The organism is Myroides oncorhynchi (genome assembly GCF_020905415.1).
GTDB classification, from domain to species: domain Bacteria; phylum Bacteroidota; class Bacteroidia; order Flavobacteriales; family Flavobacteriaceae; genus Flavobacterium; species Flavobacterium oncorhynchi_A.
The window spans coordinates 1,626,265-1,642,161 of record NZ_JAJJMP010000001.1; the positions used below are offsets into that span (position 1 = coordinate 1,626,265).

The 15,897-nt window shown below is 34.1% G+C and carries 12 protein-coding genes and 1 tRNA gene; 7 read left to right on the plus strand and 6 right to left on the minus strand.

Annotated elements, in window-relative coordinates; all coding sequences use genetic code 11:
- Positions 1–40: 40 nt before the first annotated feature.
- Entirely contained in the window at positions 41–601 is a 561-nt protein-coding gene (locus tag LNQ81_RS07215) for a hypothetical protein (protein WP_229945480.1), read from the plus strand.
- Positions 602–655: 54 nt separating this feature from the next.
- Here LNQ81_RS07215 and LNQ81_RS07220 read toward each other — a convergent pair whose 3' ends face one another.
- Positions 656–1,237, minus strand: a complete 582-nt coding sequence (locus LNQ81_RS07220; protein WP_121965374.1) for a MiaE family protein — start codon at positions 1,235–1,237, stop codon at positions 656–658.
- Between the two features lie 107 nt (positions 1,238–1,344).
- Here LNQ81_RS07220 and LNQ81_RS07225 point away from each other — a divergent pair, with 107 nt between their 5' ends.
- Positions 1,345–2,592: a glycosyltransferase family 4 protein gene (locus tag LNQ81_RS07225; protein ID WP_229945482.1), complete on the plus strand. Its 1,248-nt coding sequence runs from the start codon at positions 1,345–1,347 to the stop codon at positions 2,590–2,592.
- A 73-nt stretch (positions 2,593–2,665) separates the two neighbouring features.
- Here LNQ81_RS07225 and LNQ81_RS07230 read toward each other — a convergent pair whose 3' ends face one another.
- A complete protein-coding gene (locus LNQ81_RS07230; RefSeq protein ID WP_229945484.1) occupies positions 2,666–4,054 on the minus strand; it encodes a dipeptidase in 1,389 nt (462 codons plus the stop codon).
- Between the two features lie 131 nt (positions 4,055–4,185).
- Here LNQ81_RS07230 and LNQ81_RS07235 point away from each other — a divergent pair.
- Positions 4,186–4,267 (plus strand) — tRNA-Leu (locus LNQ81_RS07235).
- A 943-nt stretch (positions 4,268–5,210) separates the two neighbouring features.
- Here the strand turns inward: LNQ81_RS07235 and LNQ81_RS07240 are convergent.
- Entirely contained in the window at positions 5,211–5,774 is a 564-nt protein-coding gene (locus LNQ81_RS07240; protein WP_229945485.1) for a 1-acyl-sn-glycerol-3-phosphate acyltransferase, read from the minus strand.
- Between the two features lie 922 nt (positions 5,775–6,696).
- Between LNQ81_RS07240 and LNQ81_RS07245 the strand changes: the two genes are divergently transcribed.
- Both LNQ81_RS07245 and LNQ81_RS07250 read left to right on the plus strand, forming a co-directional pair.
- On the plus strand, positions 6,697–8,088 hold the full coding sequence (locus LNQ81_RS07245) for a DKNYY domain-containing protein (RefSeq protein WP_229945488.1): 1,392 nt from the start codon (positions 6,697–6,699) through the stop codon (positions 8,086–8,088).
- A 117-nt stretch (positions 8,089–8,205) separates the two neighbouring features.
- A complete protein-coding gene (locus tag LNQ81_RS07250) occupies positions 8,206–8,919 on the plus strand; it encodes an SMI1/KNR4 family protein (RefSeq protein WP_229945489.1) in 714 nt (237 codons plus the stop codon).
- 130 nt (positions 8,920–9,049) lie between these two features.
- Here LNQ81_RS07250 and polA read toward each other — a convergent pair whose 3' ends face one another.
- Positions 9,050–11,869: a DNA polymerase I gene (polA, locus tag LNQ81_RS07255; RefSeq protein WP_229945491.1), complete on the minus strand. Its 2,820-nt coding sequence runs from the start codon at positions 11,867–11,869 to the stop codon at positions 9,050–9,052.
- Positions 11,870–12,055: 186 nt separating this feature from the next.
- Here polA and LNQ81_RS07260 point away from each other — a divergent pair, with 186 nt between their 5' ends.
- Entirely contained in the window at positions 12,056–13,303 is a 1,248-nt protein-coding gene (locus tag LNQ81_RS07260) for a metallophosphoesterase (protein ID WP_229945492.1), read from the plus strand.
- Between the two features lie 192 nt (positions 13,304–13,495).
- The gene (locus LNQ81_RS07265; protein WP_229945495.1) at positions 13,496–13,789 is read left to right on the plus strand and encodes a thioredoxin family protein; all 294 of its coding nucleotides are present in this window, start codon (positions 13,496–13,498) and stop codon (positions 13,787–13,789) included.
- Here the strand turns inward: LNQ81_RS07265 and LNQ81_RS07270 are convergent.
- The gene (locus LNQ81_RS07270; protein ID WP_229945496.1) at positions 13,784–14,413 is read right to left on the minus strand and encodes a polysaccharide deacetylase family protein; all 630 of its coding nucleotides are present in this window, start codon (positions 14,411–14,413) and stop codon (positions 13,784–13,786) included. The two genes, LNQ81_RS07265 and LNQ81_RS07270, sit on opposite strands and share 6 nt — an antisense overlap.
- Positions 14,414–14,487: 74 nt before the next feature.
- A complete protein-coding gene (locus tag LNQ81_RS07275) occupies positions 14,488–15,897 on the minus strand; it encodes an efflux transporter outer membrane subunit (protein ID WP_229945498.1) in 1,410 nt (469 codons plus the stop codon).

Consider the following 15,897-nt stretch of genomic DNA (forward strand, 5'->3'; position numbering starts at 1 on the left):
ATTTAAATTATCTTAGTATAAGGTTTTAAACTTTGAATATATGGGAATCTTTTATTTTCTTAAAAAGGTATTGAGTGTTGATAGGGAGAAAGTTAAAAATAACATCTTGTTCACTATGCCTGTGTTTAGAGTTTTGAATAATTATAAGATAATTACGTTGTATTTTTGTTTTATCACTATGATAGGATGGGGACAAACTAGGGATTCGAGTTATAAGCCAATATTTAATGTTGGATATACTCAAGGAACACATAGTATGTTACAGGTAGGAATGGAATATGATGTGATTAATACAGATAAACACTGGTTATTTCTTGGTGGAGGTGTGATGACAACTCCTTATCACAAAGAATGGCATTGGTTACCGTATGTGGATATCACAAAAGGAAATGGTCTACTGTCCTATGGGGCAAAAGCTTCTACGCGACATGTACAACCACAAGTGGGAGTATCTTTATTAAATCTGATAGATATTGGTCTGGGGTATGCTATTCCTTTTAGTAATGATAAAGCCCCTTTAATTAAGGGTTTTAATTTGAATATAAAAATACGTATTAGTGGTAATGATAATGTATATCCAAAGTTAAAAATAGGCTTCTAGAATATTGTGAAACATGAAAAAGAGTTTCAGCAAATCAACTGAAACTCTTTATAATTACCCATGTATATGTTCTTTATTACCATAAGACTGAATAAGTTCTCCTTCGAATTCAAGCCATTCTTGCCAGCGCTTATCTACATCTACACGTTCTGTGTATTTACGTGCGAACTTTAGAAAAGTTGTATAATGATTCGCTTCTGATATCATTAGTTCGTGGTAAAACTTAGCAAGTTCTTCATCTTTGATATTCTGAGATAGTGTTCTAAAACGCTCACAGCTTCTTGCTTCAATCATTGCAGCAAATAGAAGTTTATCTATAAAGCATTCGTTGCGACTACCGTCCTTTTTAGAGAACTTATACAGTTGACCTACATAGTCGTCTTTGCGCTCTCTACCTAAAGTATATCCACGCTCCTTAATGATGTTATGTACCATTTGGAAGTGTTGCATCTCTTCTATAGCAATCTCTGTCATTTCAGTAACTAAGTCTTCGTGTTCCGAATTATATGCGATAATAGTTATAGCGTTCGTAGCTGCCTTTTGTTCACACCAGCAGTGATCCGTTAATATCTCTTCTAAGTTAGCCTCAGCGATATTCGCCCAGCGTGGGTCAGTTAATAATTTTAATCCTAACATAATTCCTTTTCGTTTGATACAAAAGTAGTAATTATTAGATAGATAAAAAATCGTTGTCGATGATGATGATTGGCTTATGTATTGATATTATAATCTATTTTTGTACAATGGGACAGAATCTATCAGGAAAGAAAATATTAGTAATAGGCTCCGTATGGCCAGAGTCTAAATCCTCAGCAGCAGGCAAACGTATGCTTCAACTACTCCAATGTTTTAAGGATTGGGGTATGCAGCTCTATTTTGGTAGTACAGCGAAGAAGTCAGATGTAAGTGATAATCTAGCTATTTATGATGTACAGGAAGTAGAGCTTTGGCTTAATGATATCCGTACTGATGAGGTATTATCTGGCTTAATGCCTGATATGGTGATGTATGATCGTTTTATAATAGAGGAACAGTTTGGTTGGCGCGTGACGGAACAGTGTCCTAATGCATTGACTATATTAGATACAGAGGATTTGCATTTCTTGCGTTTCGCACGTCAAGAGATGCAGAAAAAAGGAGGAGAGGATATTGCCGAGTATCTATATACAGAGCGTACTAAGCGCGAATTAGCAAGTATATTGCGTTGTGATTTGACGTTGATTATTTCTGAATACGAGTTTAAGTTGCTAACAGATACATTCCATATTCATCCCAATAGCCTGTTATTTCTGCCTTTTATGGAGCATGGTATTAGTGAAGAGGAAGTTAGGAAGTGGAGAAGTTATGAGGATAGAGCTGACTTTGTGTTTATTGGGAACTTTATTCACGAGCCAAATTGGCAAACGGTGTTGTATTTAAAGAAAGAAATATGGCCTCTATTGCGCAAACGATTACCACAAGTAAATATGCATATCTATGGTGCTTATCCTTCACCTAAAGTAATGCAGTTAAACAATGATCGTGAGCGGTTCTTAGTTCACGGGAGAGCAGACGATGCCTTAGAAGTACTTGGTAAAGCAAGAGTGCTTTTGGCACCTATACCATTCGGTGCAGGTATTAAAGGGAAGTTTGTAGATGCTATGCGTGTAGGAACACCGTCTGTATCTTCGTCAGTAGGTGTCGAATCAATGAAAGGGGAGTTAGAGTGGTGTGGTTTTGTTGCTGATGAGGTGGCTGATTTTATAGATAAAGCAATTGTCGTGTATACTAATGAAGCATTGTGGGAAGAGAAACAGCGATACGGTATCCAACTGATGATTACTAACTATGATTATACATATTATGCTGAGGTATTGTTACAAACTGTGTTGAGTTTAGCTAAAGACTTAAAAGCTACTCGTAGAGTGAATTTCTTAGGAGAAATACTAAAACACCATACTACCCAGAGTAGTAAGTTTTTTGGAATGTGGATACAAGAGAAAAATAAGTAGTCAACCCACAATTTTGGATTAATGAAAAAAAGCGAGTAAATACTTACCCGCTTTTATATGCATGAGAAGATGATTATTTCATCATTTCTGTATAGTGTTTGTAGAACAATGGAATAGTCTCAATACCTTTAAGATAATTGAATACTCCGAAATGCTCATTAGGAGAGTGGATTGCGTCGGTATCTAATCCGAATCCCATCATCACTGATTTAGATCCTAATTCTTCTTCGAATAAAGCTACAATAGGAATACTTCCTCCTGAACGAACAGGAATAGGTGCTACTCCAAATGTATCAGTGTAGGCTTTAGCAGCTGCTTGGTATCCGATAGAGTCGATAGGAGTCACATATCCTTGACCTCCATGGTGAGGTTTTACCTCTACGCGTACTCCTGCAGGAGCGATGCTTTCGAAGTGTTTTTTGAATAGTTCAGTGATTTCTTCCCACTCTTGGTTAGGTACTAAACGCATAGATATTTTAGCGAATGCTTTACTTGCGATAACTGTTTTAGCCCCTTCACCTGTATAACCACCCCAGATACCGTTAACGTCTAATGTAGGACGGATAGAGTTGCGCTCATTCGTAGTGTATCCTGCTTCTCCGTATACCTCGTCGATATCTAAAGCTTTTTTGTAATTATCTAACGAGAATGGACGTTTAGCCATTTCGTCTCTTTCTTCACGAGATAATTCTTCTACTTTATCGTAGAAACCTGGTACAGTGATATGGTTATTCTCATCGTGTAGAGAAGCGATCATTTTAGTCAGTACATTGATTGGGTTAGCTACAGCACCTCCATATAAACCTGAGTGTAGGTCACGGTTAGGACCAGTAACTTCTACTTCTACATAACTTAATCCTCTTAATCCTGTTGTGATAGAAGGTTGCTCATTAGAGATCATACCTGTATCAGAGATTAGGATAACATCATTCTTAAGTTTTTCTTGGTTTCTCTTAACGAACCAACCTAAACTTACAGAACCTACTTCTTCTTCACCTTCGATCATAAATTTCACGTTACAAGGAAGCGTATTATTAGCCACCATGTATTCGAAAGCTTTCACATGCATAAACATTTGACCTTTGTCATCACATGCACCACGAGCGAAGATAGCACCTTCAGGGTGTAATTCTGTTGTTTTAATAACTGGTTCGAACGGAGGAGATGTCCAAAGCTCAATAGGATCAGCTGGTTGTACATCATAATGACCATATACTAATACCGTAGGTAATGAAGGATCAATGATTTTTTCACCATAAATAATAGGGTAACCTGGTGTTTCGCATAATTCTACTATATCACATCCAGCTACTTCTAAACTTTTTTTAACTGCTTCAGCAGTATTGATTACATCTTGTGAATACGCACTATCAGCACTGATAGAAGGCATTTTTAATAGTTCAATTAGCTCATCTAAAAGACGTTGCTTGTTTCCTTGAACAAATTGTTTTGAATCTTTCATAATATAAAAGGATACATTGATTTTGTTACTCACAAAGCTAAGAATAAAAAAATACAATTTTTTTCTTGCAGATAAAAAAACCTATTGTATATTTGCAACGTCTTAAAGGAACAGGATGTTCCACTGATTACGCGGGTATGGTGAAATTGGTAGACACGCCAGACTTAGGATCTGGTGCCGCAAGGTGTGAAGGTTCGAGTCCTTTTACCCGCACAAAGCCTCTTCAATCGAAGAGGCTTTTTTTATACTTCTAATTTCTACGAATTGTTCAAGAATAAACGGATCAATCTCAAAAGTTGTGTTTATGCATAAAGCTTAGTCAATCTGTATAAAAAGAAATCAATATCTCTTACACCTCTAAACTGAGCTCTGAATGCTTTAAACTAATATTAAAAGATAGTGAATTCTGTAAATAGTAAAGATTACTGCGATAAGACAATATTCTAAGGACTGCTATTGTATATTATGTTCTAATCCAGCTATAAACACAGTATTCTCAAAGATTATTTTAATTCGTTAATATTACATGCTTCTTTGGTTCACTTCATTTCAATATATATAAATGCTTTTCTTTTGTAAAGTAATTCTTTACAAAAGAAAAGGATTTTACATAGAAGCATTCTCATCTCATTCTTATTTTTGCTTAAAAATTTCACCTGTTTTTTACTCTGAAAGATAAAAAATAGATTCAAATAATTATTTTATAGCGAAAAAAAACGATTTTTTTCTCTTAAATACCTTTAAATTCTTTTTTACAGCTCTTTTCGCTAAAAAGAAACCCTTTTTTTAAATTAATATATTTTATAATTCACTGGTATTCAATAGTTAGTGTGTAGTTCGTCTATTTTTGTTAGTGTCTAGTACACCTCTTGATACTAGTAAATACAAGGCTTATGCGTGGTTTGTTGGACAATTCATGGACAATTCCGGGAGAATGGTGGAGCTAAGGGGATGTTTGTCCATGAATGGTCTTATCATTGACGTAGTATTCTTCTAGGAAGGTAATAGAGAGCAAGACTATATGTATGACTAGGTACTTTAGTAGTGCTCTATCATCTAGAGTTGAGGTTACTTTATTTTTATGACTTGAGTTTTTGTTATGGAGGCAACAAAAAAAGCACCCTATCAGGATGCTTGTTTATTTTAGTATTTTGGTCTAGTATAGTTTTGGATTGTAGTTTTCTGGGAACTTTGCCATCTCAGGACTATAGTAAGGTGCTATTTCATCTAGTACTTGTTCAAAGGTTTTATCCTCTACATTGACAAGTTTGATAATTCCACATGCTTTTTTCTTATAATCTGCGTAAGCAAGAACGATGGGTACATTAGCAGATTTGGCGATGTGATAAAACCCTTGTTTCCATTTGTCAGAATATCCACGCGTACCCTCAGGTGTGTTAATAATAGCGATATCGTCAGTTGTATTAATGACATTGACTGCATATTCTACTAGATTTTGTCTTTTAGTTCTATCTACACCGATACATCCCAATCCTCTAAAGAAGAATCCGAACAAACCTTTTGTATAGTAGTCTTTAATGAACATACGGATAGGCATCCCCATTATCCAGAAGCAAGCTACTGCATAGAAAAAGTCCCAATTAGAAGTGTGAGGTACACATATCAACACAGTCTTTCTCTCTTGCTTAGGGTCAAAGTTGTTAGGAACGTACTTCCATCCTGTAACACCTAACATTATTTTTCCTAGTAATTTTTTCATCTTGCTATTCTTTAAATATCAGTGACAAAGATAGAATAAAACGGATAAGTTGTTTATTAAAACCATATCAGTACTGTATTAATCGTGTACAAATTATTAGATTAGTGTTATTAAACTAATCTTTATGTAGATAGTATTGTTTTTGTTCAAGCTTTTGTTGTTGTGAAGTTATGTTTTTTTGTAATTATAATTAAAATAATACTCATATTGTGTTAATATTTTGTTTTAGTTTTACTATAATTGTTTTTGTCTTGTGGAGTTTGAAAAAGGAAGTAAGCAATTTTATTAGTGCTTATAATTATCATATTATAAGGGATATTTTTTGAAGGTACATTATGTATGTCATAAATGTAATGCTTCTATCTAGGTATATGTGTCTAGGATGAAGTGTCATGCTATGTATGTTCCTCTTTATAGCAATAAGAAGAGTGTTGACGTAAGATGTTTAGTTTGTCAAACGAGTTAATGTCCTCTTAGAAATATTAGATGAGGCTGAGAAAGCGTCATTTCACTGAATTAGTTTTAGAGGGTTCGGTATGCTAGGATTGATTGCACTGATTAGTATAACACTGATGATAATAAGTCATTTCAAATTAGAGGATAGACGATATAAGAAATATGTTTATAGGAAGTCTATTTTCTAGGAGTTAGATAAAGTAGATAAAACCTCTATGTATATTGTTGAAAACGAAGGTTATACTTTATGTGTAAAACAAAATATGTAAATAGTGCAACAAGGTGAGATTTCACTTCTCACTAAGCCTGAGAATTATAGTGATGAAGTAACAATGTTTAGTAAAAAAGGGTAGAACAGTTAGTAGTGTAACAAATGTTAGCTCTATATACACTATAGACTTCTACTACTTCATAAGTTGGTAATCCTAAGGGTGTTAGAATAAATATTAATAATAGATTTTTATAAATGAATACATTAAAGTTTAGGGTGCTCGATAAGAAAGTTTATATGAGTATTGTCATTAGCCTGTTTGGTTTGATAGGTATTATAAGTTTCGCTAATCTGTTGGAAGTTGTAACAGCTTTCAATAATTGGAGTATGATGGCTTATGTGTATTTAGGTGTGGTAGTAGGAGCTGTCTTGCTAATTATCTTTTTGAAGGCAAAGCTAAGATATGAATTTATTGTTAGCATAGATGGAAGTTCAATTAAAGTAGAATATAAGGGTAAAACGAAGAAGATATTGTTAAAAGATGTTGTAATGGTGAAGAGGCTTTTCGGTGTGCGTGAGGAGTTTATCTCAGTCTATTTAGTAGGTAAGTTTGAGCCTATTATTGATTTTGGATCTGCTGATAGTACTTTGATTAATACTCTGATAAGAACATTAGAACAAAACCAGGAGTATACGATAGTGCAAAGAGATGGTAAAATGGGGCAGAGGTGGACAGAATATCACAATAAAGATATTGTTCAATCTAATGAATTAGCATTTAAAATAGCTAAACAAATAGAATCTAGAACTAAGTGGAAGATTGTTCTTGCTTGTATAGGAGCCTTTGCCGCATTAATAGCCTTTGCTATTATTCCTTTTTTGATTAATAAAAAAGGGCGTTATGAACAGCGAGAAGATAAGATGTATTATAGTGATATAGAATTAGTAGGTGTAATCCCCGATTCGTGCCGTATACTAGATATGAATATTCTTATAGATTCTACTCATGTCTATTATAAAGGTAGGGTGTTAGAAGGGGTAGATCGACCTACTTTTGGTAGTTTAGACAGGTTGTTTTATAAAGATAAGAATGGTATTTATTATGAATCACAAGGGTGGTTTAGTAAACATGAGATTAGACCCTTGGAAGGAGATTATGATAAAGCTACTTTTAAAGCATTAGGTAATGCTACTTTGTTTAAAGATGTTAATAATCTTTATCACTTTAAAGTGTCTTCAAGTGATAAAGGGACACCTTTATTTAAAGTAAAAGTAAAAGACTTAGATGTCGCATCATTTGAGGTTTTGAATTCTAATTGGGCTAAAGATAAGAATCGAGTATATTTTTTAAGCTGGGAGGATGTAAGGCCTTGTACAGATATAGATGTCGCTACTTTTGAACTGGTTGATAACAGTGTCGCTAAAGATTCAGCTCATGTGTATTATTTAACTAGAAATGTAGAGTCTGATAATGCTAGAGCTACTGAAAGAGAGGATTATGCGATACTAGCAGGTGCTGATGCGCCTACTTTTGAGAACATAGATTATAAGATGTATCAAGATAAAAATACGGAATGGTCTATAGAAGAGAAAGGCTCTAGTAGAGCTAAAAGAAATACAAAAGTAAAAGATAGAACCGATCTGTAAACAGTAGATAGTAAAAAGCTCCAAAACATCATAGAAATTGAGAAATATTGGGGCTATTCAACAGTAAGTTGAAGATGTCTTCATAGATAAAAACACAATATAACAAAGAGAATGATTATGACTTTAACTGATATAGAGAAGAAATGGGGCTTTAAGTATCCTCACATTTTTAACCAATTGTGGGAAGATGGAATGTTTAGTTATGGCGATCTTTCAGAGGGGTGGAATACAGTTGTATACCCTGCAATTAAAGATTATCCTCCGTTATTTTTACATTGTTATGATTTGGAATTACATTTTTCAACTGAAATTATTGAAGAAGAATTAGAAATGTTCTATCGTGAAGATAAGTATCGCCATGTACTATCAGATATAAAGATAGTGCCATTTGGTATGACTGGAGCACATGATTTGTATTGTTTTTATTTTAATGGACAGGTTGGTGAAGATATTCCTATAGTATACATTGAGAATGTAGAAGATGAAGGTGTTTATTTAGCAAAGAATCTTAATGAATATATCTTTATACGTATACTTTATGATCTGAGTGAAATAGAGGTTCCAATTGAACAGATTGAGTTAGCTGAATATTGGGATAATTACAAAGCAACACTACGTAGTCATAGTAAGTATATGACTACTGAACAAGTCTTGTTCTTAGAAAGCTTAGATTCTAAGGAAAGTAAAGAGATTATTGTTTATAATTATAAAGGAGAAGAATCATTTAGATATAATGGCATACTAACTGAAGTGGAATTTAGGAAGTATAGAGATCTTTATTGTCCTTATGATAAGTATGAAGAACGTTTTGTGTTTATGGCGGTCTCTTAATCAATGATATTTATGCTGGCTTGTAGTAAATGTAAATAATATTTTAGAGTTTACATCTTGTATTATTCTCTTTATTTAAAAACACATCCAGTTAAACGAATATTTAACTGGATGTGTTTATATGTTTTAATTAATGTGCTTCTAGCCAATTCTCACCGGTACCTAGATCTACTATTAATGGTACATCTAGCTTATAAGCGTTCTCCATTTCAGATTTAACCATTGTCTTCAGTGCATCAAGTTCTTCTCTATATGCATCAAAGACAAGCTCATCGTGTACTTGTAGTAACATCTTAGACTTCCAGTTCTCAGCTTTCAGTTTTTTGTTGATATTAATCATTGCTATTTTAATGATATCAGCTGCGCTACCTTGTATCGGCGCATTGACAGCGTTGCGCTCAGCAGCTCCTTTTACTACTGCATTATGTGAGTGAATATCTTTAAGGTATCTTCTGCGTCCTAAGATAGTCTGTACATATCCATGTTCTCGTGCGAAGTCTACCTGAGTAGCGATATAGCTTTTTAGTTTAGGATATGTCTCGTAGTAAGCATCGATAAGCTCTTTACTTTCTGAACGAGATAGATTAGTCTGGTTACTCAGTCCAAATGCTGATACCCCATAGATAATACCAAAGTTAACAGTCTTGGCATGGCTACGCTGTTCTTTAGTTACTTCGTCTAGTGGTACATTAAATACCTTAGCGGCAGTAGAACGGTGAATATCTTCTCCACGCTGGAATGACTCCATCATATTAGGTTCTTGACTTAGTGCTGCTATGATACGAAGTTCTATCTGCGAATAATCGGCTGCTAATAGTACGTAGTTTTCATCACGTGCTACAAAAGCTTTTCTTACTTGGCGACCTCTCTCTGTGCGGATAGGAATATTCTGTAGGTTAGGATTATTAGAACTTAGACGTCCTGTAGCAGCTACTGCCTGCATATATTCTGTATGTACTCGATTAGTCTTTATATTTACTTGATCTGGTAATGCATCTACATACGTGTTTTGTAGCTTGACCATCTGTCTCCAGTCTAGAATATCACGTACAATCTCATGTTTAGGAGCTAGATCACTTAGTATTTCTTCACCTGTAGCGTATTGCCCTGTCTTTGTTTTCTTAGGTTTAGCACCTCCTATTTTAAGCTTTTCAAATAAGATGTCTCCTAATTGTTTTGGAGAGGCTAGGTTAAAAATTTCTCCAGCTTCAAGGAATATTCTTTCCTCTAACAATTTGATATCTACAGAGAGTGTCTCAGATAATGTCTTTAGATAATCTGTATCAAGTCGAATACCTTCTGTTTCCATATCTGCAAGTACATTTACTAATGGTATTTCAATCGTGTCAAATAGTTCTTGTGTATGTGTTTCAACTAATTGAGGGGCAAAGTTCTCCTTAAGTTGGAACGTGATGTCAGCATCTTCACCAGCATATTCTTTCACTAGTTCTACATCAATGTCACGCATTGTCTTTTGGTTCTTCCCCTTTTTACCGATTAGGTCTTCTATTGGTTGAGGTGTATATCTAAGATAGGTCTCTGCTAAAACATCCATATTATGGCGCATATCTGGATTGATTAGATAATGGGCTATCATTGTATCAAACATTGGACCTTGTACTTGAATATCGTATTGTTTTAATATTTTGATATCATATTTAAGGTTTTGCCCTATCTTTTCTATATTTTGCGCTTCAAAGAATGGTTTGAATTGCTGTACGAATACTTTGGCTTCTTCTTGATTTTCTGGCACAGGTACATAGAATGCTGTTCCTTTTTCAAATGAGAATGCGATACCCACAAGTTCTGCAGTGAAAGGATCTAGGCCAGTAGTCTCTGTGTCAAAACATACAGATTTTTGATTGAGTAAATTTTGTATTAATAGACGCACTGCCATGCCGCTAGTACACAGTTGGTATACGTGGTTAGTTGTACTTAATGTACCAAAGTATTGTTCTGATGGAGAATCAGTGTTGTTTGAAGCATCTCCAAATAATGAGAACTGTTCATCACTACCTGTTGTAGTAGCCGTTGGCGTACTAGTGGTAGGGATGACTTCTTTACCTTTGTTAAAAAGTTTATCGAATTGCTCTTTCATTCTTCTGAATTCAAGTTCGATAAATAAAGCTTCTGATTTCTCAATATCTGGACATTCTAGTACATAGTCTTTCTCATTAAACTGCACAGGGCAGTCTAATATAATAGTAGCTAACTTTTTAGATAGTAATCCCTTTTCTTTATTGGCTTCAATATTCTCTTTCATTTTTCCTTTTAGCTCATGAGTATGTGCTAATAGATTTTCCATAGAGCCGTATTCTTTGATAAATTTCTTTGCTGTTTTCTCTCCTACACCCGGTAATCCAGGGATATTATCAACGGCATCACCCATCATACCTAAGAAGTCTATCACTTGCTCAGGGTAGTCTACTTCAAACTTTTCTTTTACTTGATCAACTCCCCATATCTCTATTCCATTACCCATACGAGCAGGTCTGTACATGAAGATATTCTCAGATACTAACTGAGCATAATCTTTATCAGGAGTTACCATATATACTTGGAAACCTTCTTTTTCAGCTTGTTTAGACAATGTTCCTATTAAGTCATCAGCTTCAAAGCCACTCACTTCAACGATAGGAATATGCATGGCTTCAAGGATTTGCTTGATGTAAGGTATAGCTATTTTGATGGCTTCAGGAGTAGCATCTCTGTTAGCCTTGTATTCAGGGAATAGATCTAGTCTTAATGTACTACCACCTCTATCAAATGCAACAGCTAAGTGATCAGGTGATTCTCTTTTAATAACGTCTATCAAGGAGTTCATAAAACCTAGAATAGCAGAAGTGTCAAGTCCTTTAGAGTTAATTCGAGGGTTTTTAATGAATGCATAGTATCCTCTGAAGATCAGAGCATATGCATCAAGTAAGAAAAGACGATTTTTATTAGCCATTTATACTTTGATTTTTTATTAAAGGTAATTATTTACTGATGCTCAAAGATAGTGATTTTGTAGTAGGGGAGTTGAGAGGTTACTAAGTTTTATATGATGCGATTATTGAAAATATCAATAAATATTGTTAAAGATACTTTGAATGCTTTTATAAAAAATTAAATTTGTTGTTTATAGATTATTGAAATGGGGGGACTTATAGTGTTACTGTTAGTAGTTGTTTTATCAGAGTTTTATTGTTTTCAAGCAGTTCGTCAGGTAACCAAAAATAGAATATTAAGATGGGGATATGTTATCGTGTCCATTTTAGGTATAGTATACATGATTTATGGATTTTCACAGTTTGATCGTAATCATGGTAAAAATCATCAGGCATTAGTAGCTGGAGCATTGGTTATATTATTTTATCTACCAAAAGTCATTATTACTTTATTGCTAATGGTGGAGGATATTGTTAGGATTGTTAGAGGGGTTGTTAATTACGCGAAAGGCATTACAATCAAGAAGGATGATAGAGAAAGCTATGTGCCAGGTAGAAGAAAGTTTGTTTCGACAGTCGCTTTTGGTGTGGCATCTATACCTTTTATTTCTGTTCTTCATGGGATAACTATCGGCAGATATAAATTTGAAGTACGAAAGCAGATTATAGAATACGAAGACTTACCAGAGGCTTTCAACGGATTTAAGTTTACACAAATCTCTGATATACACAGTGGGAGTTTTGACAATGAGGAAAAAATCAGATATGCAGTTGATTTAATCAATAGTCAGGAGTCTGATGCCTTATTATTTACAGGAGACATTGTAAATAGTCTAGCGGATGAGATGATGCCTTGGTATGATGTATTTGGTAAAATACGCAAGTATAAATATGGTAAATATTCTATATTAGGTAATCACGATTATGGTGATTATGCGCGTTGGGATAATGAGGAAGATAGAGAGGCTAATTTTGAAGGTATTTGCGACATTAGTTCTAAGTTAGGGTTTAGGTTATTGCGTAATGAGCACGTATGGTTTGAGAAAGATGGACAACGCATAGCTGTGGTGGGAGTCGAGAACTGGGGTGTGAGAGGTCACTTCCAAAAGTTTGGTGATTTAGACAAATCAACAGAAGGTATAGAAACTAAGGATTTTAAGATATTAATGAGTCATGATCCTTCACATTGGGAAGCAAAAGTATTAGATCATCCAAAGAACTTTCAGCTTACTTTATCAGGTCACACACATGGTAGTCAGTTTGGTATAGAGATACCAGGATTGATCAAATGGAGTCCTATACAATACGTATATAAGCAATGGGCAGGACTATATGAGAAGTTAGGAAAATATATTTATGTGAATAGAGGATTTGGGTATCATGCTTATCAGGGAAGAACAGGGATTTGGCCAGAGATTACAGTAATCGAATTGAGGAGAAAAAAGAACGATTAATGCTAAAAAAAACAAGAAATATTGTATTAAATTAATATTTTTGTATATTAAACCTATAAATCAATATGGAAGGATATTCAATGTTAATTATAGATGTTCTATAAGATGACTTTTATTATGATCCATGTAAATGTATTACTCATATTTTGAAGGTTTAATAAAGTAAATTTAATAAAAGATAATTTTTAATATATGTCAAAATTTGGAGATTTAGTAACGGCGGATATCCCAGTTTTAGTTCACTTTTATGCTCAATGGAATGAAGCATGTGCTACTATGACCCCAGTTTTAATCGATGTTGCAGCGGCTATGGGTGATAAGTTGTGTATAGTGAAAATCGATGTAGAGAAAAATAGTGAATTAGTAGAAGCGCTTCGTATCAAACAGGTGCCTACCATGATGTTGTATAAAAAGGGAAGTATGATCTGGCGTCAAAGTGGTGTCATGGATGCTAACTCTCTTATTAATGTAGCAAATACGTTATAATATATCTAAGGAATAACCTTGTGATAATAAAAGTTCGATAGTCTTGGGAAGTGCATAATATAGATTATGACTAGCTTTAATACTATCGTGGAATACAATGATACTTCCTGGAGCCATACTTGCTATGGCTCTTTTATAACACTCTTCTGGTGTTATAGTCTTGTCATAATCTTTCGTTAGATGTGACCACATAATAATTTCATGTCCCTTATTAAGTACTTTATTAGCTTGAGATTTCTTTATTTTGCCATAAGGAGGTCTATACAGTAATGTCTGTCTATCTATAGATAAGTGTTTAGACATTTCTTCTTTTGCTAATTGAATATTGTTTAAATAGTATTCATTTTCATTCTTCCAACCGTTTAAGTGGTTAAAAGTATGGTTGCCTATCTGGTGCCCATCGTTGATGATTCTTTTGAATATATGAGGGTGTTTACGTACGTTATCTGCAATGCAAAAAAAAGTAGCTTTAACATCATACTGTTTTAGTATGTCTAATACCCATTCTGTAACATCGGGAATAGGACCATCGTCAAAAGTTAGATAAACTGTCTTCTGATTCGTCTTGCGCTTCCAAGTATATTTTGGAAATAAGAAAGGAAGTATGATTTTAGATATATTCATAACTCAAATGTATAAAAAAAGAGTAGTTATTAAGTTAACTACTCTTTTTTAATGAATAACAATTAACTATAATATTATTTTATACCACCTCCGACAGCTCTGTAAAGCTGAACAACAGAAGTAAGTTGAGCTAATTCAGTATTAATATAACTTAATTCAGCTGCAAGAGCACTTTCTCTAGCTGTTAATACATCTAGGTAGTTAGCCATACCTTGGATTAATAACTCTTCTGAATATTCAGTAGCTAAATTATATGCTTCATACTCTTGTTTTTTAAGCACTAGTTTATCTGTTGAGCTTTGGTATGTATATAAAGCATCTGAAACTTCTTTAGAAGCTGTTAAAATCGACTTTTTATAACTTAGTAATGCCGACTCTTGTTTTGCTTTGGCTACTTCGTGGGCAGTTTTGATCTTTCTACCATTTAAGATAGGTTGAGTCAAACCTCCAATGAAATTTGCAAAAAGAGAACTAGTATTGAATAAGTTATCAAAATCTAAACTTTGCAGACCTCCATTAGCTGTTAATCTAAAAGAAGGATAAAAGTTTGCACGTGCAACGTTTGTCATTTCAAATGCGTTGATTAAGCTGTATTCAGCAGCTCTTACATCAGGTCTATTGCTAAGAAGTTGAAGAGGTACACCTACTGTTAAATCTGCATTTAATTTTTGTGTTTTAAGATCACCTCTATTAATAGCTGTAGGGTTATCCCCTAACAAAATACTAAAAGCATTTTCAGTTAGTTTGATATTATTTTGGATATCAACTAGAAGAGCTTTTGCATTTAATAATTGAGCTTGTGTTTGTTTAACAGCAACTTCATTAACTTGTCCTGAATCTTTTAAAGCTTCAATGGTTTCTAAACTATTTGTTCTGTTGACTATAGTTTGTTCAGTCACTCTTTTTTGTTCATCTAAAGCAACTAGTTGGAAATACGTAGTAGCGATAGTAGATATTAGTTGAGTTTTTACAGCTTGGTGAGCAGAAAGGGTTTGTAAGTAACTTGCACTAAAAGCTCTTTTGTCACTTCTGATTTTACCCCACACATCTAGTTCCCAAGAGAATTGTCCTGTAATATCATACATGTCATTTTTCACTCTAGTATCTCCAAAAGCTTGCCCTTGTGAACCGTTTTTAGATAATACAGAATGTGTATAGTTTGCACCTAGGTTTAATGTAGGAGCGTATCCCCATTTACCTTGTTGCATATAAGCTTGAGCTGCATTAATGTTTTGTAATGCGATTCTGATATCTAGGTTATTCTCAAGACCTTTTTCGATATGCTGAATAAGGATCTGATCAGAGAAAAGCTCTTTCCATGACATTGCTGCCATAGAAAGAGTATCTTGAGATATTTTATCAGTACGGAATTGCGCTTCGTTTGTTACTTCTGGTCTGTCATAGTTTTTTGAAACTATACAAGATTGCATTGTAATTGCTAAAGCGGCAATAGGTAAAGCTCTATATAAAGTTTGTTTTTTCAT